Annotated in this window: 14 protein-coding genes; 5 read left to right on the top strand and 9 right to left on the bottom strand. The window is 71.0% G+C overall.

The window, feature by feature from the left end; translation table 11 throughout:
* Positions 1 to 27: 27 nt before the first annotated feature.
* Positions 28 to 477, bottom strand: a complete 450-nt coding sequence (locus ACFV20_RS32105; RefSeq protein WP_385663202.1) for a hypothetical protein — start codon at positions 475 to 477, stop codon at positions 28 to 30.
* Between the two features lie 162 nt (positions 478 to 639).
* Here ACFV20_RS32105 and ACFV20_RS32100 point away from each other — a divergent pair, with 162 nt between their 5' ends.
* The 3 genes from ACFV20_RS32100 to ACFV20_RS32090 all read left to right on the top strand — a co-directional run bounded on the left by ACFV20_RS32100 (position 640) and on the right by ACFV20_RS32090 (position 3,949).
* Complete coding sequence (locus ACFV20_RS32100; protein ID WP_385663199.1) at positions 640 to 1,167, top strand: tetratricopeptide repeat protein; 528 nt, start codon at positions 640 to 642, stop codon at positions 1,165 to 1,167.
* A 48-nt stretch (positions 1,168 to 1,215) separates the two neighbouring features.
* Positions 1,216 to 3,138, top strand: a complete 1,923-nt coding sequence (locus ACFV20_RS32095) for a hypothetical protein (RefSeq protein ID WP_385663197.1) — start codon at positions 1,216 to 1,218, stop codon at positions 3,136 to 3,138.
* 94 nt (positions 3,139 to 3,232) lie between these two features.
* On the top strand, positions 3,233 to 3,949 hold the full coding sequence (locus ACFV20_RS32090) for a TetR/AcrR family transcriptional regulator (RefSeq protein WP_385663194.1): 717 nt from the start codon (positions 3,233 to 3,235) through the stop codon (positions 3,947 to 3,949).
* Positions 3,950 to 3,955: 6 nt separating this feature from the next.
* Here ACFV20_RS32090 and ACFV20_RS32085 read toward each other — a convergent pair whose 3' ends face one another.
* The 7 genes from ACFV20_RS32085 to ACFV20_RS32055 all read right to left on the bottom strand — a co-directional run bounded on the left by ACFV20_RS32085 (position 3,956) and on the right by ACFV20_RS32055 (position 16,586).
* On the bottom strand, positions 3,956 to 4,312 hold the full coding sequence (locus ACFV20_RS32085; RefSeq protein ID WP_385663192.1) for a 5-carboxymethyl-2-hydroxymuconate Delta-isomerase: 357 nt from the start codon (positions 4,310 to 4,312) through the stop codon (positions 3,956 to 3,958).
* Between the two features lie 109 nt (positions 4,313 to 4,421).
* Positions 4,422 to 9,818 carry a pullulanase-type alpha-1,6-glucosidase gene (gene pulA, locus ACFV20_RS32080; RefSeq protein ID WP_385663189.1) on the bottom strand — a complete coding sequence of 1,799 codons (5,397 nt, stop codon included), beginning with the start codon at positions 9,816 to 9,818 and terminating at the stop codon, positions 4,422 to 4,424.
* A gap of 115 nt (positions 9,819 to 9,933) precedes the next feature.
* Positions 9,934 to 11,307, bottom strand: a complete 1,374-nt coding sequence (locus ACFV20_RS32075) for an alpha-amylase family protein (protein WP_385663186.1) — start codon at positions 11,305 to 11,307, stop codon at positions 9,934 to 9,936.
* Between the two features lie 119 nt (positions 11,308 to 11,426).
* Positions 11,427 to 13,127: a glycoside hydrolase family 13 protein gene (locus tag ACFV20_RS32070; RefSeq protein WP_385663184.1), complete on the bottom strand. Its 1,701-nt coding sequence runs from the start codon at positions 13,125 to 13,127 to the stop codon at positions 11,427 to 11,429.
* A 146-nt stretch (positions 13,128 to 13,273) separates the two neighbouring features.
* Positions 13,274 to 14,182 (bottom strand): sugar ABC transporter permease, encoded by a 909-nt coding sequence (locus tag ACFV20_RS32065; protein ID WP_385663182.1) that lies wholly within the window; start codon positions 14,180 to 14,182, stop codon positions 13,274 to 13,276.
* Between the two features lie 13 nt (positions 14,183 to 14,195).
* Positions 14,196 to 15,200 carry a sugar ABC transporter permease gene (locus ACFV20_RS32060; protein ID WP_366713392.1) on the bottom strand — a complete coding sequence of 335 codons (1,005 nt, stop codon included), beginning with the start codon at positions 15,198 to 15,200 and terminating at the stop codon, positions 14,196 to 14,198.
* A gap of 117 nt (positions 15,201 to 15,317) precedes the next feature.
* The gene (locus ACFV20_RS32055; protein WP_385663179.1) at positions 15,318 to 16,586 is read right to left on the bottom strand and encodes an extracellular solute-binding protein; all 1,269 of its coding nucleotides are present in this window, start codon (positions 16,584 to 16,586) and stop codon (positions 15,318 to 15,320) included.
* A 390-nt stretch (positions 16,587 to 16,976) separates the two neighbouring features.
* Here ACFV20_RS32055 and ACFV20_RS32050 point away from each other — a divergent pair, with 390 nt between their 5' ends.
* Positions 16,977 to 18,011: a LacI family DNA-binding transcriptional regulator gene (locus tag ACFV20_RS32050; RefSeq protein WP_385663176.1), complete on the top strand. Its 1,035-nt coding sequence runs from the start codon at positions 16,977 to 16,979 to the stop codon at positions 18,009 to 18,011.
* 93 nt (positions 18,012 to 18,104) lie between these two features.
* Positions 18,105 to 18,965: a phosphatase PAP2 family protein gene (locus ACFV20_RS32045; protein ID WP_385663174.1), complete on the top strand. Its 861-nt coding sequence runs from the start codon at positions 18,105 to 18,107 to the stop codon at positions 18,963 to 18,965.
* Between the two features lie 64 nt (positions 18,966 to 19,029).
* Here ACFV20_RS32045 and ACFV20_RS32040 read toward each other — a convergent pair whose 3' ends face one another.
* On the bottom strand, positions 19,030 to 22,038 hold the full coding sequence (locus ACFV20_RS32040; protein ID WP_385663171.1) for a bifunctional [glutamine synthetase] adenylyltransferase/[glutamine synthetase]-adenylyl-L-tyrosine phosphorylase: 3,009 nt from the start codon (positions 22,036 to 22,038) through the stop codon (positions 19,030 to 19,032).
* Positions 22,039 to 22,169: the final 131 nt, after the last annotated feature.

The raw sequence follows: 22,169 nt of genomic DNA, 5'->3' as shown, positions 1-22,169 counted from the left end.
GGCCTTCTGTTGTCGCGGCCCGCGTGCTCAGCCGTGGTGGCCGCTGCCGCCGTGACCGTTCTTGTTGTGGCTGCCGCCGGGGTTCATGTGCTCGGAACCCTCCTCCATGGTGCCGCCGAGGGTGCCCTGCAGCGCCGTGACCGTCTTCTGTTGCCCGACGGCGACCCACTTGCGGCCGACGAGGTAGTAACCGCCGTAGTCCTTGGCGCTGTTCAGCCACTCGCGCTGGCCCCGGTCCGTGGAGAAGGTCGCGAGGACGTACTTCTCCTTGCCCTTCTTGCACAGCGCCTGGCGGATGGTGTCCGCGTCCGTCTGCATGTTCGGCTTGCAGTCGGCCTCGGCCGCGATGTGCTCCAGGCTGCCGCTCACCTCCTTCGGAACGGCCGCCGCGTCCTTGTCACCGGATCCGCCGCAGCCGGCCAGCGCCAGTATCGCCACCGCGCCGCTCAGCGCGAGCATCGGTCGGGTCACCCTCATCTGTTCCTCCGGTCCTTGTCGGCACGGTCCCTGTCACGGCACGAATCCGGACGCATGCCGCACGGAGCCCCGGCAAGAGGCTCTCGCCTTCGATACGGCTGCGGAGCCCGGCGTGCTCAAAATCCGCTGCCCCCGTGTGCACGCGTGTGCGAGGGTGTCCGGGTGGATCAGGACTGGGAAGAGCGCGTGGCCGCCCTGTGGGACCGTTTCGACGACTACGCCGAGACGGAGGAGGACGGGGCCCGCTTCCGCGCCGACGTCGACGCGCTCGTCGCCGAGCTGCCCGAGGGCAGTCCGCTCGGCCTGTTCGAGCGGGCCTGCGCCTGGGACTCCACGGGCCACAGCGACCGGGCGGTCCCCCTGTACCAACAGGCGCTGGCGAACGGCCTCGCCGACGCCGCCCCCTACAAGGCCCGCCGCACGAAGATCCAGCTGGCCAGCTCCCTGCGGAACATCGGCCGGGCCGATGAGGGCGTCGCGCTGCTGACGCCCGAGCTCCTCGCCCCGTCGGACGAGCTGGACGACCCCGTACGCGCCTGCCTCGCGCTGTGCCTGTCGAGCCTCGGCCGTGACCGGGAGGCGCTGGCGCTGACCCTGGGCGCCCTGGCCCCGCACCTGCCGCGCTACCAGCGGTCCATGGCGAACTACGCCCGGCTGCTCGTGGAGCCCGGAGCCCACCCGGGGGCGTGACACCCCGCGGCCAGGTGACCAACCAACGATTCGCTCGTTCTGCTGAACGTGCAGTCACAGGATGTCGCCCAGCGCCCCGCACCCCCCTCCCCCGCCGGCCCGGTCGTCGACGTCGAGCAGGCCGAGGCCGCGCTCGTCGAGCACTACCCGCGGCTCGTCCGGCTGGCCTACCTGGTCCTGCCACCCGGTCTGGGCCGCAGCCGCCGCGTCCTGACCGCACACTCCCTCGTCCAGCGGGCCCTCCCCCGCAACCGCACCCCCGCCCCGGTGATCCCGGCGCAGTCCACCGGGCGGGACGGCGACCCCGGCTACGCCCTGGTCCGGCTGAAGGTGCTGCGCACGGCGCTGGAGGCGGGGCTGCCGCTGAAGGCGAAGGCCTGGCCCAAGCGGGCCCAGCTGCCGCCGCTGCTGCCGCACGTGTGGGGCCTGAAGCTGTTCCCGCGCTCCGGCGGGGCCGACGAACTCGCCCTGGACCAGCGGCTGTCCACCCTGTCCGGACCGGCTCGGGCCGCCTACGCCCTGTCCGGCCTGGAGCGGCTCACGGACGACGGGGTGTGCGAGGTCCTCGCCGCCGCCGACGTCGCCGACCCGGAGGGCGCCGTGCTGGAGGCCGGCGGGATCCCCGCCCTGTACGAGTTGCTCGACTCCCCCGAGTTCGACCCCTGCTCGCTCCAGGCCCGGCCCACCGACCTGATGCGCCGCCGCCAGCACCTGAAGGCGGCGCTGGCCGCCGGTGCCGCCCTGCTGGTGTGCGGGGCACTGCTCGGCCTGCCCGGTGAGGGCTGGGGCCCGGAGGGCGCGGCGGCACCCCCGTACGCCCGGAACCCGGCCGCGCAGGCCGCCCTGGACCCGACGAAGCTGACGCGGGTGCCGCCCACCGCGTGGCGCAGCTCGGCGCGCACCGACTTCTCCGTGTGGCCGGCCCGCGGCGACCTCACCGGCGACCGGGCCCTGCTGCGCCGCGCCCTGGCGGTGTGGGCCCGCCCCGGCGAGACGGTCCAGGTGTCGGTGACCCCCGGCACCCTCTCCGGCGGCCCGGCCGGACCGCCCCAGCTGCTGTACGCGGGCACGCTGGACGCGGCCCGTGTGGTGATCCTCTACGACGGTCTGCGCATCGCCCGGTACGCGGAGCCGAGGGACGGCACGCAGGGCGCGGCCCTCGACTTCGCCCGGGTCGACGGGGCCGGCCGGGCCGAGGCGGGCGCGGTGGTCCTGGGCCGGTCCGACGGCAACGTCCGGTACCTGATGGCGCCCTGGGTGAAGAAGGCCGCCGAGCGGGACCTGATGAAGCCGGGTTCCGGTGCGATGGACCTCACGCTCACCGACGGTGTGACCGCACCGCTGGCCAGTCCGGCCCTGCGGTCCGGCCCCTGCACCTCGTGGAACGTGCTGCAGGTGAGCGACGGCGGCCGGACCCGGATGCTGACCGACCTCGGTGAGCTGGTCCCGGCCAGGCTCACCACCGGACGGCCGGGCTCCCCGGGTGAGGTGTCGGGTGCTTCGGCGCTGCGTACCTGGCAGCCGTTCGCCTGCTCGCTGGGCACGATGCGCTCGGCGGGGGTGCGCGACGTCAACGCGTGGGCCTTCAACGAACAGCCGCTGCCCGACGCGAGCGGGTCGGCGGCGTGGGTGTGCACGCGGGCCGAGACCTGGCGGGGCGGTGGCGCCCGGGTACTGGCGCAGTTCCACACGCCGGGCGGTGCGTACGGGGCGGCCGCGGCGCAGGCCGAGAACGTGCCGGCCTGCGGGGCGCGTGATCCGCATGTCCTGGCCGGGGTGTTGTGGAAGTCGAAGGCCGGTGACTGGTACCTGCTCGCCGCGGGCGGCCGGGACACGGCGACGGTCCGGGCGACGGGGGGTGTGAACGGGCAGGCGCGGAGCAGTCTGCTGACCGTGCCGGCCGAGCAGGGGGCGCAGGCTCAGCTCAAGGGGTCGCTGAAGGACGGGCGTTCGCTCCGCGGGCTGCGCTGACCGGGGCGGATTCCGGGCCCGTCCGCTGCGGTCGGCGGGGTCCGGTGATCGATCCGGCCCGTTCGAGGCTGAAATCGATCGGTAAGGTGTTCGTATGACTACCGGGGTTCGCCGCAGAATGGGAGTCGAGGAACGGCGGCAGCAGTTGATCGGCGTCGCCCTCGAACTGTTCAGCCGCCGCTCGCCCGACGACGTGTCCATCGACGAGATAGCGTCGGCCGCGGGCATCTCACGCCCGCTGGTCTACCACTACTTCCCGGGCAAACTCAGCCTGTACGAGGCCGCGTTGCAGCGGGCCTCGGACGATCTGGCGGCCCGGTTCGTGGAGCCCCACGAGGGCCCGCTGGGGGCGCGGCTGCTGCGCGTGATGCGCCGCTACTTCGACTTCGTGGACGAGCACGGGCCGGGATTCTCCGCCCTGATGCGCGGCGGTCCGGCCGTCTCCGCAGGCGGAGCCTGCTCGATGAGCACCATCTCGACGACCAACGCGCTCGTGGACTCCGTACGGCAGGCCGCGTATGTCCAGATCCTTTCGCACCTGGGTGTGACCGATCCGCCCCCGCGTCTCGAACTGGTCGTCCGGTCCTGGATCTCGCTCGCCGAGTCGACGGCGCTGATCTGGCTGGACGGCCGGCGCATCCCGCGTGAGGAGCTGGAGTCGCAGCTGGTGAACGACTTCGCCGCGCTCGCCGCCGTCAGCGCCGCCTACGACGAGGAGATGGCGGAGCTGCTGCGCGGTGCCCTCAAGGACGAGCCGGCCGACGGCCCGTTCGCGCACCTGGTCGGCCGGCTCCTCGCCCTGGCGAGCTGAGCGGTCTCAGCTCTCGTACTTCGCGTACGACGCGTCGAGGTCGCGGACCTCGGCGGAGGCGTGCAGGGCGAGGCCCTCGGGCTGCTTCAGGTGGGTCCGCAGCAGCTCCAGCGCGGCCTCGGTGAGGCGGGCCTTGGTCTCGTCGGTGCGGCCGGCGAGCAGCGCGATGTGGATGTGCACATGGGCGTGCCCCTCGGTCTCGGGGCCGACCACGATGTCCTCGGTCGGGCGGAACCGGGTCTTGCAGGCGGGCGGCTTGGCGGCCGCGATCTCGACCGTCGCCTCGTGCAGCGCCCTGGCGAATCCGGGCCGGTCGAAGCCGCCGGCGAGGTCGGCGGAATAGTCGACGGTGATCTGCGGCATCAGCACTCCTGTTCCAGGTCGGTGTGCTCACCCTAGTGCCGCTGACGTGGCACTGGCCGCGGGCGGGGCGGGCCGCCGGTCGCGGTCCGCCCCGCCCGTACCGGGTGCGTTACCCCGCGGTCCGGGTGAAGACCGCGACCGTGCGCGCCGGTACGGCGAAGGTGCCGGACTCGCGCGCGTAGGCGGAGGACTTCACGGTGGTGTCCGCGCCCGTCGCCTGCACCGGGTGCAGCCGGTAGCCGGTTCCGGCGAGTGCGGACACGCGCTGCTCCTGCCGCTCGGGCGTGGCGTTGAACACGACGACCAGGTCACCGAGCCGCATGGTGATCACGCCGGGTGTCTCGTCCGTGCCGGACAGCGGGAAGGAGAGCCGGGACTGCACCCGCGCGGCCGTGCCCAGGGAGAAGTCCTTCTCGGTGCTCCGGATCCGCAGCAGGTCGCGGTAGGCGGCCGAGGTGCCCCGGATCTGCTCGCAGCCCACCTCGACGGTGGTCAGCAGGGGCTTGGCGTACGGCCACTTGTCGGTGTTGTCGGCCGCCATGGGCAGTCCGCGGCCGAAGCCGTTGCCGTCCTCGCACCGCCAGTGGACGGCGTTGAACCAGTCGCCGCTGTCGTAGGAGTTGCGGTCCAGGGATTTGGAGCGCAGCAGGTCGGTGCCCGCCTGGGAGAGGGCCGGGCCTTGGGAGAGGGCGGCCGTCGCCATGGCGAGGACCTGCATCCTGGCCCGGTCGGACGCGCTGGTCGTGGCAGGCAGCTTGAAGGCCAGGGCGTCGAACAGGGACTCGTTGTCGTGGGCGTCGGCGTAGGCGAGGGCGTCGCCCGGGGCGTCGGCGTATCCGGCGGGGGCGCCGTTGTAGTCGACCTCGGAGCCCTTGACCTCCTTGCCGCCGGTGTCGGTGAAGCGGTAGCCGGCGAGGTTGCCGGAGAGGCCGACCTTGATGAGGTCCTGGTAGTGCAGGAGCCGGGCCTTCTGCTCGGCGGGCGTGCCGTTGCCGCCGGAGGAGTTGGGGTCGGTGTACAGGCCGGAGGCGAAGCCCTGGACGCCGGGGTCCTCGTCGAAGGGGCCGCCGCCGCGCACGGCGTCACGGGCCCGGTCGGAGAAGGTGGCGATGCCGGTGCCGGCCATGTTCTTCTGCGTGGCCTGGACGAACCGGGCGTCGTCGGCGACCTCGCCGAAGTTCCAGCCCTCGCCGTACAGGATGATCTTCTTGCCGTCGACGCCGTCCTTCGCGAGGGTCAGCTCGTCCAGGGCCTTGCGCACGGCCAGGATGTTGGCCTTCGGGTGGTGGCCCATGAGGTCGAAACGGAAGCCGTCGACCTTGTACTCCTTGGCCCAGGTGACGATCGAGTCGACGACCAGCTTGCCCATCATGGCGTTCTCGGTGGCCGTGTTGGCGCAGCAGGTGCTGTTGGCGACCGAACCGTCGGCGAGGAGGCGCTGGTAGTAGCCGGGCACGACCCGGTCCAGGACGGAGGTGCCGGCCTGGCCGCTCGCGGCGGTGTGGTTGTAGACGACGTCCATGACGACCCGCAGCCCGTCGTCGTTGAGGGCCTTGACCATCTTGCGGAACTCGACCGTGCGGGCGGTGCCGTCCGGGTCGGTGGCGTAGGAGCCTTCGGGGACCGTGTAGTGGTACGGGTCGTAGCCCCAGTTGTAGGCGTCCTTCGCGGCGATCTTCCCGACGCACTCCTGCTGCTTGTCGGAGTCGGCCGGGAAGGATGCCAGGTCGCAGTCGGTCCTCGCCTGGTCGGCCTTCCGCTCCGGGATGGTGGCGATGTCGAACGCGGGCAGCAGGTGGACGTAGGAGGTGCCCGCCTTCGCCAGCTCGCGCAGGTGCTTGCTGCCGTCGCTCGCCTTGTCGGTGAAGGCGAGGTAGGTGCCGGGGTGCTTCGCCGTGCGGTCCTCGACGGAGAAGTCCCGGATGTGCAGCTCCTGGATCTGCGCGTCCCGCAGCGGCACGGCCTTGGGCTTGGTGTACGACGACCAGCCGGCGGGCTTGAGGGCCTTGTCGTCCAGGTCGACGACGAGGCTGCGCCGGGAGTCGGTGGTGAGGGCGAGGGCGTAGGGGTCGGTGACCTTGTTGGTGACGACCTTGCGGGCGGCGGGCGCCCAGACCTTCACGACGTAGCGGTAGGGCTTGCCCTTCCAGGACGCCGGGCCGGTGACGGACCAGACGCCGGTGGCGCTGTCGCGGCGCATGGCGACGGCCTTGCCGTCGAGCTCCAGGGCGACGGACTGCGCGGTCGGTGCCCACACGGACAGGGTGGGGCGGCCCTGGGAGAAGGTGGGCCCGAGATCGGCCCGGGTGGCGCCGGGGTACAGGTCGTCGAGGACTCCGGCGATCTGGACACCGGTGGCCGTGAGCACGGCACCGGTCGCCGCGTGCTGGGTGGCGACGACCTGGCCGCGCAGGGCCTCACGGACCCGGTCGCGGTCGCGGGGGTCGACGGTCCAGGCCTCGTACGCCTCGAGGTGCGGGAACCTCGCCTTCTGGGCGTCGGTGAGCTCGCTCTTCGCCAGGCGCAGCCACTTCGCGTCGCCGGTCAGGGCGCCGTCCTCGGCCTTGATCGAGCCGTCGCGGGAGTACAGCAGCTGGGTGGAGGCGGCGGCGTCGGAGCCGTTCCAGGCGAGGGTGTTCCGGTCGATCCAGACGGCCTTGGAGGCCGTCAGGTCGAGGGCGGCGGCACTCCCCGCGGGCTGCGGGAGCAGGTACTTCTCCTGGCCGTTCACCAGCCACACCTCGTGGCCGTTCGCCTTGAGGTCGAGCGACTGGTCGGTGGGCAGGTCCTTCTCGTCGCCCCGGTGGAGGATGTAGCTGAGGCTGGTGGCCCCGTCGGTGAGCGGTACCTCGAAGACTGCGCCATAGCTGTCAGTCTTGACCGGCTTCAGGGGGTTCGACCAGTCGGTGGGGTTCGCGGCGCCGGTCCAGACGTGCAGTCCCCAGCCGTCGTAGTTGCCGTCGGCCCGGTGGTAGTGCAGGACGGCCTTGGTCTTGTCCGGCGCCGGATGGTCGGGGCGCTCGGTGGTGACGGTCTCCTTGCCCTGCTCGATCCAGATCTCACCGGTCTTGGTGACGTCGATCGTGCGGTCGGTGGAGACGTCCTTGGTGCCGTCCTTGTCGATGACGAGGAAGCCGACGTTCGAGGCACCGGGCTTGAGCTTGACCCAGGCGAAGGCGCCGTAGGCGTCCCGGCCGGTGAAGGGGTGGCTCCTGGGCCACTCGGTGGCCTCGCCCTCGGCGAGGTCGCCCCAGGCGTACAGGCCCCAGTCGGCGTAGTCGCCGTCCGTGCGCTTGTAGTGGACGATCGCGTAGTCGCGGGAGGACGCGGTGGGCGGTTCCGGGGCGGGCGGGGTGCCGGTGGTGGAGGCGGCCAGGGCGCTCGCGGTGCGGCCGGCCGAGTCGATCACGACGGCCTTGTAGCGCAGGGCCGTGCCGGGGGCCACGTCCTTGGCGATGGTGTGGGTGACCTTGTACGGGGCGTGGTCGGCGGAGCCGAGGACCCGCCACGTGCCGTTGCCGGTCTGCGCGGCGAAGACGACCCGGTTGAGCTGTCCGCCGTCGGCATCGGCCGTGACCTCGACGGTGCCGGTCGCCCCGGCCGCCGGGGCCTTGAGGGTGAGCGTGGGCGCGGTGGCGGGCTCGGCGAGCTTTCCGCCGGCCTTGAGGACGATCGCGGAGCCGGCCGGGACGGTGACGGTGAGCTTCTTGTCGCCGTCGCTCTTCAGGCGGGCGTCGGTGCCGTGGATGCCCTGGAAGGTCATGCCGGCCGAGCCGGTCGGGAAGGTCGCGGTCTTCTTCTCGCCGGCGTTGTTGAAGGCGACGACGTACTCGGTGCCGGTCTTCGCGTCGGTGCGGGAGAAGGCGTAGACGCCCGGGCCGTCGGCCGCGTAGCGCTCCTGCTGGACGCCGTCGGTCAGCGCCGGGTTGGCCTTGCGGAGCCCCGCGAGGGTCCTGATCTGCCGGTAGAGGGGCGCCTTGGTGTCGTAGGCGTCCTCGGCGTGCGTGGCGTCGGTGCCGATGCGGTCGTCGTCGAGGTAGTCGGCGGTGCGCGAGGCGAACAGGGACTGCCGGGCGTCCTTGTCGCCGCCCGGGCCGGTGAAGCCCTGCTCGTCGCCGTAGTAGACGACCGGGTTGCCGCGGCTGAGGAACATCAGCTCGTTGGCGAGCTTGTCCTTGGCGAGGATCTCGGCGTCGCCGGCCTTGGGGTTGTCCTGCTTGAGGAACGACCCGATGCGGCCCATGTCGTGGTTGCCGAGGAAGGTGACCTGCTCGTAGGCGTTGGCCTTGCCGGTCGTGTACTTGTAGTCGTCGCCGAAGACGCCGGCGAGCTTGCGGGCGCTGCCGCCCTGGGAGGCGTACTGGCGGGCCGCCTCCTGGAAGGGGAAGTCGAGGGTGGCGTCGAGACGGCCCTCGGTGACGTACGGGGCGGTGACGCTCGTGTCGGCGGAGTAGACCTCGCCGAACATGAAGAAGTCGTCCCGGCCGCGCTGGGCGGCGTAAGCGTCGAGGGCGGTGGCCCACTGCGTCCAGAACTCCATGTTCACGTGCTTCACGGTGTCGATCCGGAAGCCGTCGACGTCGAAGTCCCGCACCCAGCGCTGGTAGATCTTCTCCATGCCGGAGACGACCTCGGGCCGCTCGGTCCACAGGTCGTCGAGCCCGGAGAAGTCGCCGTGAGTGGAGCTCTCACCGGCGAAGGTGGAGTCGCCGCGGTTGTGGTACATCGTCGGGTCGTTGAGCCACGACGGCACCTTGTTCTTCTTCGTGACGACCGGGGTGCGCGGGAAGGAGTCCCGGTCGACCGCGGGGAAGCCGCGCCGCCCGTCGGCGTAGTCGGCGTCGTCGAAGGGCACGCCGTCCTTCGTCAGGTACGGGAAGGCGCCCTTGGAGAGGTAGTCGTAGGACTTCTCCTCGTAGTCGACGACGTCGGCGGTGTGGTTGGTGATGACGTCGAAGTAGACCTTCATGCCCTTGTCGTGGGCCTTGTCGATGAGGGTCTCGAGGTCCTCGTTGGTGCCGAAGTGGGGGTCGACCTGGGTGAAGTCGGTGATCCAGTAACCGTGGTAGCCGGCGGAGGCGTCGGCGCCGGTGCCCTGCACGGGCCGGTTCTTGAAGAGGGGGGCCATCCACAGGGCGGTGGTGCCCAGGCCCTTGATGTAGTCCAGCTTCTTGGTCAGGCCCTTGAGGTCGCCGCCCTGGTAGAAGCCCTTGTCGGTCGGGTCGTAGCCGGTCGACAGGCGTGAACCGGTCAGGCCGCCCTTGTCGTTGCGCGGGTCGCCGTTGGCGAAACGGTCCGGCAGGACGAAGTAGAACTGCTCGCGGGTGGCGTCGTGCCGGGCGGGCTGGGCGGCCAGCTTGGCATCGGAGGGGGGCGGAGGCGGTGTGTCGGCCCGCGCCGTGAGGGGCTGGACGAGCGCTGCGGCCAGCGCGGTCACGGTGACCGCAGCGACCCGTCCGGCATGGGTGGTTCGGCGCCTCGACGGCGTCGGCCATCTCGGTATCACAGATGGGCTCCTTGCGATTACGGCTCTTCGGGTCCGACCCCGCGCGACCGTATCGCCGCCGCAACACTTACAGCAAGAGGCTTGAAACCATCGGAAAAAACTTTCAGTTGCCCGTTCAGCAGCTCGACTTGCCGACGTGCACCGCCAGGGCGGTGTTCGCGCCCAGGGTGGCCGTGAGCTGCCCGCTCGTGTTCACCGTCACCGGCGTGCCGTTCTGGACGTTGCAGTACGTCCCGGCGGGCAGCGACGTCTGGTAGGTCCGGGTCAGGGAGCCCGACTCGTGGTTGATGGCCACGAAGCCCTTGCTGCCCCGGCCGAAGGCGATGGCGTCGCCTCCGTTGTCCCACCAGTTGGTGACGGCCTGGCCCCGGGTGGCGTTGCGGAAGCCGACCATGGACTTGATCTCCGGCCAGTTGTGCTGGCACTTCCAGCCGTCCTGCCAGCAGGCGTTCACCCGGCCCCCGTTGGGCGGTCCGGCGTCCTGGTCGGAGAACTCGTAGCCGGAGTTGATGTCGGGGGCGCCGTAGGGCCAGGCCAGCATGAAGACGTTGGCCAGGGTGTAGTTCGCCCCGTCCTTGTAGCTGAGGGTCGAGCCGTTGCGCTCGGTGTCGTGGTTGTCGACGAAGACGCCGGAGACACCGCTGTTCATGTAGCCCCAGCCCTCGCCGTAGTTCTTCAGGTACGCGAGGTTCTCGTTGTTGAAGACCCGCTTGAGGTCGTAGGCGTAGCGGAACTCCTGGACGTCGCCGTTCCTCGTGTATTCGGTGGGCTGGACCGCCTCGCCTGAGCCGTAGATGACCTCCTGCTTCCAGTACACCGACGGGTTGCTCAGCCGGGACTTGATGTCGGCGAGGTCGGCGGTGTCGATGTGCTTGGCCGCGTCGATGCGGAAACCGTCGACGCCGAGGGAGAGCAGGTCGTTCATGTACCCGGCGATGGCGCCGCGGACGTAGTTCTCGCTGGTGTCGAGGTCGGAGAGGCCGACCAGTTCGCAGTGCTGGACGTTCCAGCGGTCCTGGTAGTTGCCGATCTGGCTCGTGCAGTCGTCGAAGTCGGGCGCGGAGTACAGGCCGGGGTAGGTGTACTTCGTGTACGACGAGCCGCCGGTGCCGGTGCCGCTGCCGGCCGCCATGTGGTTGATGACGGTGTCCGCGACGACCTTCACACCGGCCGCGTGACAGGTGTTCACCATGTTCTGGAAGGCCGCGCGGTCGCCGAGCCGGCCGGCGATCTTGTAGCTCACCGGCTGGTACGAGGTCCACCACTGCGGGCCCTGTATGTGCTCGGCGGGCGGGGAGACCTGGACGTAGCCGTATCCGGCGGGTCCGAGGGTGGTGGTGCACTCGCGGGCGACCGAGGCGAAGTTCCACTCGAAGAGGACGGCGGTGACGTCCTTGGTGCCGGGCGGGGAGGCCTCGGCACTGGTTGGGTTCATGACAACCGCAGCCGCGGCGAGCGCGACGGCGGAGGCGAGGTATCTGCGTGCCATGTGGGGTTTCCTTCTTCGTTGAAGGCTCTTGCTGCAAGGTTCAGAAACCTTGCGGTGACGCAGATAGTAAGGGCCCGCCACCCGAAAGGGCAGCGGGCCGTGCGAAATTCAAAGGAAAATCAGGCGCGGGCCTCCGCGGTCGCGGTGGTCCACCACACCGTGGTGTCGGCCGGCACCTTCGCCTCGTCGTCGACCTGCACGATCTCGCCGCTCGCGACCAGCACCCGGCCGTAGGCCGGCATCGCCACCGACTCCCCGGTGGTGTTGGCGACGCACACGAACTCCCCGCGGCGGAAGGCGAGTACGCCCTCGGGCGCGCGCAGCCACTCCACGGAGGTGCCGGCGCCCAGGTCGGGCTGCTCGCGCCGCACGCGCAGCGCGGCCCGGTACAGCTCCAGGGTCGAACCGGCCTCGCCGCTCTGCGCCTCGACGCTCAGCTCACCCCAGCCGTCGGGCTGCGGCAGCCAGCTGCCGCCGTCGCCGAAGCCGTACGACGAGCCCGTGCGGGTCCACGGGATCGGCACCCGGCAGCCGTCGCGGAAGCCGTCCTGACCGGCGCCCCGGAAGTACGCCGGGTCCTGGCGCACCTCGTCCGGCAGGTCGACGACGTCGGGCAGGCCGAGCTCCTCGCCCTGGTAGACGTAGGCCGAGCCGGGCAGGGCCAGCATGAGCAGGCTCGCCGCCCGGGCCCTGCGCAGCCCCAGGTCGCGGTCGCCGGCCAGGCGGATCTGGGTGCCCAGGCCGGGCGGGTTGGCGAAGCGGGTGGCGTGGCGGGTCACGTCGTGGTTGGACAGCACCCAGGTGGCGGGGGCGCCGACCGGGCGCATGGCCTCCAGGGTGCGGTCGATGACCTCGCGCATCTCCGCGGCGTCCCAGTGGGTGCTGAGGTACTGGAAGTTGAACGCCTGGTGCAGCTCGTCCGGGCGGACGTAGTGGGCCGTGCGCTCGATGGTCGGTGTCCAGGCCTCGGCGACGAAGATCCTCTCGCCCGCGTACTCGTCGAGGATGAGCCGCCACTGCCGGTAGATCTCGTGCACGCCCTCCTGGTCGAAGAACGGCATGACATCGTTGCCCAGCAGCTTCACCTGGTCGTGGGATCCGAGGTCGGGCAGGCCCTCCGCCTTCACCAGGCCGTGGGCGACGTCGATCCGGAAGCCGTCGACGCCCATGTCCAGCCAGAAGCGCAGGATCGAGCGGAACTCGTCGCCGACCGCCGGGTGCTGCCAGTTGAAGTCGGGCTGCTCGGGGGCGAAGAGGTGCAGGTACCACTCGCCGGGCGTGCCGTCGGGTTCGGTGACGCGGGTCCAGGCCGGGCCGCCGAAGATCGACTCCCAGTCGTTGGGCGGCAGTTCGCCGTTCTCGCCCTTGCCGGGGCGGAAGTGGTAGCGGTCCCGCAGCGAGGAGCCCGGGCCCTCGGCGACGGCCCGCTTGAACCACTCGTGCTGGTCGGAGGAGTGGTTGGGCACCAGGTCGACGATGATGCGCAGGCCCAGCGCGTGGGCGTCGCGGATCAGGGCGTCGGCGTCCAGGAGGTTGCCGAACATGGGGTCGACGGCACGGTAGTCGGCGACGTCGTAGCCGGCGTCGGCCTGCGGCGAGGCGTAGAAGGGGCTGAGCCACACGGCGTCCACGCCGAGGTCGCGCAGGTAGGGAAGACGGGTGCGGACACCCTCCAGGTCGCCCATGCCGTCGCCGTTGCTGTCGGCGAAGCTGCGCGGGTACACCTGGTAGATCACCGCGTCCCGCCACCAGTCGCGGCGCTTGGCGACGGTGACGGTGGACGCGGGGGTGGGGGCAGGTGCGGCTGAGTGCTGGCTCATGTCGTCCTTGATGCGTAACAGGAAGTCGGTCATGGAGGGCGTCGGTGGGGGTGACGAGGCGGCCGCGGTACAGCGGGGTCGGATGGGCACCGCGGCCGCCTCGGGCTGGTGGACTGCCGTGCGGCAGTGCCTCGATCGGCGCCGGGTCAGCCCTTGGTGCCGCCGGCGGTGAGCCCGGTCACCAGGTTCTTCTGCACGAGGTAGAAGAACGCGGAGACGGGTATCGCGATGAGGACCGCGGTCGCGGCCATCAGGTTGCGCTGGGCGTCGTGCTCGCTGATGAAGCTCTGCAGACCGACGGCGAAGGTGTACTTCTCGTCGTCCAGCATGAACACGGTGGCGAAGGCGACCTCACCGAAGGCCGTGATGAAGCTGTAGAAGGCGGCCACCGCCAGACCGGGCCGGGCGAGCGGCAGGATCAGCCGGAAGAACGTGCCGAAGGGCGTGAGTCCGTCGACGCGGCCGGCCTCGTCGATCTCGAACGGGATGGTGTCGAAGTAGCCCTTGAGCAGCCAGGCGCAGTAGGGCACCGCGGTCGAGCAGTAGACCAGGATCAGGCCGAGGTAGGTGTCGACGAGCTGCAGGCTCGACAGGATCTGGTACATCGGCACGATCAGCACGGCGATGGGGAACATCTGCGTGCACAGCAGGACCCACATGAACTTCTTGTAGCCCGGGAAGCGCATGCGGGACACGGCGTATCCGGTCGTGGCGGCGATGACCACTCCGATGACCGTGGTTCCCAGCGACACGATCAGCGTGCTCTGGAGCCAGTGGAAGAACGCGGTCTCCTGGAGCACGAAGCTGTAGTTGTCCAGGGTCATCTTCGACCAGATGCCCCCGGGGTGCAGGTAGTCGTCCTTGTCCGGGCCGAGGGACAGGAAGACCAGCCAGGCGATCGGGAAGATCGCGATCAGGCTCGCGATGATCAGCAGGCCGTGGGAGACGAGGCTCCCGGCCGTGCCGCGGCGGCCGCGCGGGCGCGCGGGGGCGGCGGCGGGGGCGGCGGGGACCGGGGCCCCGCCCGCGGACTGCTGGACGGTCGTGGTGCTCATGGGGACTCCTGCCTCAGATCGCGAGCTGCTGCTCATCGCGGTTCAGCCAGCGGCGGTAGAAGGAGGTGAAGACGATCAGGATGCCGAGCAGCAGGATGCCGTAGGCGGCGGACTGCGCGAAGTCACGCGGCTGCTGTCCGAAGCCGAGCTGGTAGGCCCAGGTGACGAGGATCTGCGCGTCCGGGGCGGTGTTGCCGAACAGCAGGAAGATGATGGCGAACTGGTTGAACGTCCAGATCACGCCGAGCAGCACCACGGTGGAGCTGACGGACCGCAGGCCCGGCAGGGTGACGTAGCGGAACTGCTGCCAGCGGCTGGCGCCGTCCATCTCGGCGGCCTCGTAGAGGGAGGAGTCGATGGACTGCAGGCCGCCGAGCAGGGAGACCATCATGAACGGCACACCGCACCAGGTGTTGACCATGATCGCGGCGAAGCGCTGCCAGAAGGTGTCCTCCAGCCACGCCGGGCTCGGCAGGTGCAGCATCTCCAGGGCGGAGTTGATGATGCCGGAGTCGGCGAGCATGAAGCGCCAGCCGAACACGGTGACGAAGGTCGGCACGGCCCAGGGCAGGATGAGGATCAGCCGGTAGAAGGTGCGCCCGCGCAGCTTCTGGTTGAGCAGCAGCGCCAGGCCCAGGCCGATGGAGTAGTGCAGGGCGACGCACAGGGCCGTCCACACGATCGTCCAGATGAAGTGCGACCAGAAGCGGTCGTAGGCCGTCTCCCCCCACAGGATGTCGGCGTAGTTGTCGAAGCCGATGAACTTGTAGGTGGCCTCGATCTCGTTGACGCCGATCGTCCGGGCCGTGTTGAGGCTGGTCGCGTCGGTGAGCGTCAGGTAGAGGCCGTAGGCCAGGGGGTACAGCACGAGGACGCCGAGCACGACGGCCACGGGCGCGATCATCGCGTAGGCGTACCAGTGCTTCTGGTAGCTGTGCTTGAGGCGCCGGCCCAGCCCGGACCGGGGACCGCGGTCACCGCTCCGCTTGCCGGTCGCTCGGTCGATGGCGACTGTCATGTTCGACAACCTTCTTCGCGAACTGGAGATCAGCTGGAGATCAGGGGATACGGCACACAGGCCGATGGCCGCCGGATCCTTCCCCCTCTGTCTGGAGGATCCGGCGGCCGAAGGGGCCTACTTGCTGTAGTCCGGCAGCAGCTTGGCGATGGAGGTCTCGGCGCTCTTCAGCCCCTGGTCCAGGGACTTCTTGCCACCGGCGATCGCGAGCAGCTCGTCGTCCAGCGGCGTCCACAGCGAGCTGTACTCGGGCAGCTCCGGCCGCGGCTGGGCGGCGGCGAGCACACCCTGGTAGCCGGCGATGCCCGGGTCGGCCTTGACCTCGGCGGTGTAGGCGTCGTCGCGCGTCGGCAGCGTGTTGTTCTTCAGCGCGATGGTCTCCTGGGCCTTGGCCGAGGTCATGAACTTCACGAACTTCAGCGAGGCCTCCTGGTGGGCCTTGTCCGAGCCCGCGTACACCGAGAGGTTGTGGCCGCCGGTCGGGGCGCCGGCCTTGCCGGAGGAGCCGGCCGGGACGGTGGCGATGCCGAGGTTGGCCTTGTCCTTGAACGCCGAGCCCTTGTAGAAGTTCGTGATCTCCCACGGGCCCTGGATGATCGAGGCGACCTTGCCGCTGACGAACGCCTCCTGGATGTGGGCGTAGGCGTCGGCGGTGGTGTCGGCCTTGTGCAGGCCCTTGCCCTTGAAGAGGCTCAGCCAGGTGCCGTAGGCCTTCTCGGCCGCGGGCGAGGTGACCGTGATCTTCTTGGCGTCGACGTCGACGGTGTCGGCGCCCTCGCCGTAGAGGAAGGAGTGGGCGTAGTAGGACTGGGTCGAGCCCCAGTAGCCGTCGACGCCGGTCTTGGCCTTGATCGTGGCCGCGGCCTTCTTCAGGTCGTCCCAGGTCTTGGGGGCCTCGACGCCGGCCTTCTCGAACAGGGCCTTGTTGTAGACCAGGGCGAGGGTGTCCGTGGTGAACGGCGCGCCGTAGGTCTTGCCCTCGTACTGGGCCTGCTTGATCAGGTTCGGCTTGAACTTGTCCTGCTCGGCCAGGGCGTCGGTGCCGTCCAGCGGCAGGAAGAAGCCCTTCTTGGCGAAGGCGGGGGTCCAGCCGACCTCGGAGCGCAGCACGTCGGGGGCACCCTTGGAGCCGGCGGCGGTGTCGAACTTGTTCTGCGCCTGGTCGAAGGGGACGTTGACGTACTTGACCTTGACGTCCTTGTTGGCGGCCTCGAACTCCTTGACGAGGGCCTTGTACGTCGGCGCCTCGTTGGTGGCGTTGGAGGTGTCCCACCAGGTGATGGTGACGGGACCGTCGGCCTTGTCGCCGCTGTCGCTTCCGCCGCACGCCGTCGCTGCCAGGGCGAGGGACGCCACCAGCGCGGTGGCCGCTATGCCACGCCGCATGAGTTCTCCTTGAGGGTGAAGCCCGTTTCGTGCTGCCGACTGCGCCGTTGGCCGCCGGGCGTCGGTGACATTAGCTTCGCTGCAAGGCGTTGCGAAAGACCTTGCAGCAAAAAGTTGCAAGAGGTGCGGATGGTTATCCCGCCGTGACCTCCCCTCGATCGCTCCGAGGCCCTGGTTTACCGCTGCTGGACGGGGACTCGGACAGTTGTGCAAGACTCTGCAAGCACTTGCCATCCGTTTCCGTCGGGGGAATCATCCGTTGCGGAGCGGACGCCGACCACGAGTTGAGGGACCGCGATGACCAAGCCACCCGCAGTGGGCCGCGCGACCGCGCGCACCAGGCGCCCCGTCGGTGTGCAAGCGGAGGGCCGGCCGCTACAGTCCGGTGCTGTGACCACACGGCTTGCGGACATCGCGTTGCAGGCGGGGGTGAGCGAGGCGACCGTCAGCCGGGTCCTCAACGGGAAGCCGGGCGTCGCCGACACCACCCGCCAGTCCGTGCTGGCCGCCCTCGACGTCCTCGGCTACGAACGCCCGGTACGGCTGCGCCAGCGCAGCGAGGGCCTGGTCGGCCTGATCACCCCGGAGCTGGAGAACCCGATCTTCCCGGCCCTGGCACAGGTCATCGGCCAGGCGCTGACCCGGCAGGGCTACACGCCGGTGCTGGCCACCCAGACACCGGGCGGCTCGACCGAGGACGAGCTCACGGAGATGCTCGTGGACCGCGGGGTCGCCGGCATCATCTACGTCTCCGGGCTGCACGCCGACACCACCGCCGACATGCAGCGCTACGACCGGCTGCGCGCCCAGGGCGTGCCCTACGTGCTGGTCGACGGTTTCTCGCCGAAGGTGCAGGCGCCGTTCATCTCCCCCGACGACCGGGCGGCGATGAGCCTCGCGGTCACGCACCTGGCGTCCCTCGGGCACACCCGGATCGGCCTGGCCCTCGGACCCAAGCGGTTCGTGCCGGTGCAGCGCAAGATCGAGGGGTTCGTGCGCACGATGCACGACCAGTTGGGTCTGCGCGCCGAAACCGTCGAGTCGGAGCTGGTACAGCACTCGCTGTACACCCTTGAGGGTGGTCAGGCGGCGGCCGCGGCGTTGATCGACCGCGAGTGCACGGCCGTGGTGTGCGCCAGCGACATGATGGCGCTGGGGGCGATCCGGGCGGCCCGGCAGCTCGGTCTGGACGTGCCGAAGGACATCTCCGTGGTCGGCTTCGACGACTCCCCGCTGATCGCCTTCACCGACCCGCCCCTCACCACGATCCGCAAGCCCGTCCCCGCCATGGGGCAGGCCGCCGTGCGCACGTTGCTGGAGGAGATCGGCGGGACGCCCGCGCCGCACAGCGAGTTCGTGTTCATGCCGGAACTGGTGGTGCGCGGGTCGACCGCTTCGGCTCCCGGGGAACGTGGTCGTTCCTGAGGTCCGCGGCCTGAAGTCGCCGTAGGACATGCGGCCCGGACGGGGCCGCGGGATGATCGGTGGGTAAGTCCTTTTCTGGCAGACTCTGCGCCTATGGGTGAAACGACCGTAACGAAGCCGGAGGGCCTGGAAGCCGCCCTCCCGGACCCCGTTGCGGCCGATGCGGTGCCCGGCCCGCTGCGCCGGCTGCGCACCCCGCGCCGGCCCCGGTTCTGGTTCGAGATCCTGCTGATCGCGGTGAGTTACTGGACGTACTCGCTCATCCGCAACGCCGTGCCCGAGCAGCGGACCGAGGCACTGCGCAACGCCGACTGGATCTGGCGGGTCGAGCACCATCTGGGCATCGCCGTCGAGGAGTCGGTCAACCACGCGGTCAACTCGGTGCATTGGCTCATCGTCGGGATGAACTACTACTACGCGACGCTGCACTTCGTGGTGACGCTGGGTGTGCTCGTGTGGCTGTTCCGTCGCCATCCCGGCCGCTACGCGGCGACGCGCCTGGTGCTGTTCGCGACGACCGCGGTCGCCCTGCTCGGCTACTACTCGTATCCGCTGGCGCCCCCGCGGCTGATGAACGGCGGCGACTTCATCGACACGGTCATGGTCCACCAGACCTGGGGCTCGATGGCCTCGGGCGACCTGAAGCACATGTCCAACCAGTACGCCGCGATGCCGTCGATGCACATCGGCTGGTCCGTGTGGTGCGGGCTGACGATCTTCGCCCTGGCCTCGGTGCCCTGGGTGCGGGTGCTGGGCCTGCTGTACCCGGCGCTGACACTGGTGGTCATCGTCGCCACGGCCAACCACTTCTGGCTGGACGCGGTCGGCGGCTTGCTGTGCCTGGCCTTCGGGTTCACGGTCGCCCGGCTCTGGTACGGACGGCAGCCGTACGCGCTGCCGAGGACGGCACCGGAGCGCCGGCGCGGCCGGTCCGGGAACCCGGCCAGGGCGTGAACCGGCGGCCCCGTGGGGCCTGCAAGCGCCGCGTCAGTCAAGGTCGCCCGTGGCTGACGCGCCGCTAGCGCTCGGTGACGCCGTAGAACCGTTCCTCCACCACGGCACGGGCGCGGCGGGCCGTTCGCCGGTAGGCGTCCAGCATGTCGCCCGCGTGGCCCGGGCCGAACCCCAGGTACCGGCCCACCGCGGCCAGCTCCCGGGGCTCCGTCGGGAACGTGTCGCCGGCCCGGCCGCGGACCAGCATCACCGCGTTGCGGACCCGGGTCGCGAGGACCCAGGCCTCGTCGAGGGTCGCCGCGTCCTCGTCCGTGACGAGCCCGGCGGCGCGGGCGGCGGCCAGGGCCTCACGGGTGCGGGTGGTGCGCAGGCCCGGCTCCGTCGCGCCGTGCCGCAGCTGCATGAGCTGCACGGTCCATTCCACGTCGGACAGGCCGCCCGGCCCGAGCTTGGCGTGCAGCTTGGGGTCGGCGCCCCGCGGCAGCCGCTCGGACTCCATGCGGGCCTTCAGCCGCCGGATCTCACGCACGGCCTCGTCGGCGAGCCCGGCCGCCGGGTAGCGCAGCGGGTCGATCAGCTCGATGAAGCGCCGGCCCAGGTCCTCGTCGCCGGCGACGGGCTCGGCCCGCAGCAGCGCGTGCGACTCCCAGGTCAGGGCCCACCGGCGGTAGTAGGCCTCGTACGAGGTGAGGGTGCGCACCAGCGGCCCGGACTTGCCCTCGGGGCGCAGGTCGGCGTCGATGAGCAGGGGCGGGTCAGCGCTCGGGAGCTGCAGCAGGCGGCGCATCTCGGAGACGACCTTGTTCGCCGCCTGTGCGGCCTCCCGTTCGTCGACGCCGTCGCGCGGTTCGTGCACGAACAGCACGTCCGCGTCGGAGCCGTAGCCCAGCTCGTGGCCGCCGAACCGGCCCATGCCGATGATCGCGAACCGGGTGGGCAGGTCGTCGCCCCAGCCGTCCCGCACGACCGCGCGGAGCGTGCCGGCCAGGGTCGCGGCGGTCAGGTCCGACACCGCGCCGCCGACCCGGTCCACCAGGGCGCCCTGGTCGGCCTCAGCGGGCTGCTCCTCGGTGCCGTAGGAGCCGACGATGTCGGCGGCGGCCGTGCGGAACAGCTCGCGGCGGCGCACACCGCGGGCGGCCGTGACGGCCTGGGTGACACCGTCGGCGCGCCGCACCGCGGCGAGTATCTCCTGCTCCAGGTGGTCCCGCGACCGGGGTTCCAGCCCGCCGCCGTCCCCGTCGCCGAGCAGCGCGACGGCCTCCGGGGCGCGCATCAGCAGATCGGGCGCGAGCCGGCCGGCGGACAGCACCCTGGCGAGGTTCTGCGCGGCGGCGCCCTCGTCCCGCAGCAGCCGCAGGTACCAGGGTGTCTTGCCGAGCGCGTCCGAGACCTTGCGGAAGCCCAGCAGGCCCGCGTCCGGATCGGCCGAGTCGGCGAACCAGCCGAGCAGCACCGGGAGGAGGGTGCGCTGGATGGCGGCCTTGCGGGTGACGCCGGAGGCCAGGGCCTCCAGGTGGCGCAGGGCGGAGGCGGGGTCGGCGTAGCCGAGGGCGACCATGCGCTCCCGGGCCGCCTCGGTGCTCAGCCGGGCCTCCCCGGTGGCGAGCTGGGCGACCGCGTCGAGCAGCGGCCGGTAGAAGAGCTTCTCGTGCAGACGGCGTACGACGCCCGCGTGCCGCCGCCACTCGCGGTGCAGGTCGGCGACGGGGTCCTTGCGCATGCCGAGGGAGCGGCCGATGCGGCGCAGCTCGGCCTCGTCCTCGGGAACGAGGTGGGTGCGGCGCAGCCGGAACAGCTGGATGCGGTGCTCCATGGAACGCAGGAACCGGTAGGCCTCGTCGAGCTGGGCCGCGTCCGCCCGGCCGACGTAGCCCCCCGCGGCGAGGGCTTCGAGCGCGTCCAGGGTCGTACCGCTGCGCAGGGAGGTGTCGGTCCGGCCGTGCACCAGCTGGAGCAGCTGCACGGCGAACTCGACGTCCCTCAGGCCGCCCGGCCCCAGCTTCAGCTGGCGGTCGACCTCGCCGACGGGGATGTTCTCCACGACCCGGCGGCGCATCTTCTGCACGTCGGGGACGAAGTTCTCGCGCTCGGCGGCCTTCCACACCAGGGGCTGGACGGCGGCGACGTACTCCGCGCCGAGGTCGAGGTCGCCGGCCACCGGGCGGGCCTTGAGCAGCGCCTGGAACTCCCAGGTCTTGGCCCAGCGCTGGTAGTAGGCCAGGTGGCTGGAGAGGGTCCGCACCAGGGGGCCGTTGCGGCCCTCGGGCCGCAGGTTGGCGTCGACGGGCCAGATGGAGCCCTCGACGGTGGTCTCGGAGCAGACCCGCATCATGTGCGAGGCGAGCCGGGTCGCGGCGCGTACCGCCTTGGTCTCGTCGGCCCCCTCGGCGGCCTCCCCGACGAAGATGACGTCCACGTCCGAGACGTAGTTCAGCTCGTGGCCGCCGCACTTGCCCATCGCGATGACCGCGAGACGGCACAGCGCGGCGTCCTCGGGCGCGGCCGCCTCGGCGATCCCCAGGGCGGCGCGCAGGGTGGCGGTGGCGAGGTCGGCCAGCTCGGCGGCGGATTCGGCGACGCCGGTGGTGCCGCAGACGTCCCGGGCGGCGATGGACAGCAGGCAGCGCCGGTAGGCGACGCGCAGGGAGACGGGGTCGGTGGCCTCCGCGAGACCGGCCTCGAACTCCTCCACCCCGGGGTGCAGGTCGTACGCCTCGTACATGACGAGGGCCTGCCAGTCGTCCGGGTGCCGGGCGAGGTGGTCCGCGAGGGCGGTGGAGGCGCCCAGGACGCCGAGGAGGCGGTCGCGCAGCGGCTTGGAGGAGATCAGCGTGTCGAGCAGCTCCCGGCGGGCGCCGGGGCCCTGCTGGGCCTCCAGCAGCCGGACCAGCCCGAGCAGGGCGAGATCGGGGTCGGCGGTGGCGCCCAGCGCCTCCAGCAGGACCGGGTCGTCGCGCAGGGGTGCGAGTTCGGGGCTGTCCAGGAGCCGCTCGGCGGCGGAGGCGTCGGTGAAGCCGTGCCGCAGCAGTCGGGTGAAGGTGCTGCTCCTGCGCCCCGGCACCGCCGTCATCCGGGCCTCCCTCGCACTGTTCCTCGGACCTGGGTCGGATCAAGGTCCTACCGCTTTGAGCCTAACCGCCCGGGCCGGGGGAAGCGCCGGGGAGTTCGCCGGACGGAGCGGGGCGGGGCGGGGCGGGGCAG

This window comes from Streptomyces sp. NPDC059696, from assembly GCF_042733745.1.
Classification (GTDB): Bacteria; Actinomycetota; Actinomycetes; order Streptomycetales; family Streptomycetaceae; genus Streptomyces.
Note: the sequence above shows the minus strand (reverse complement) of the source record. Positions and strands in the feature narration are given on the sequence as shown.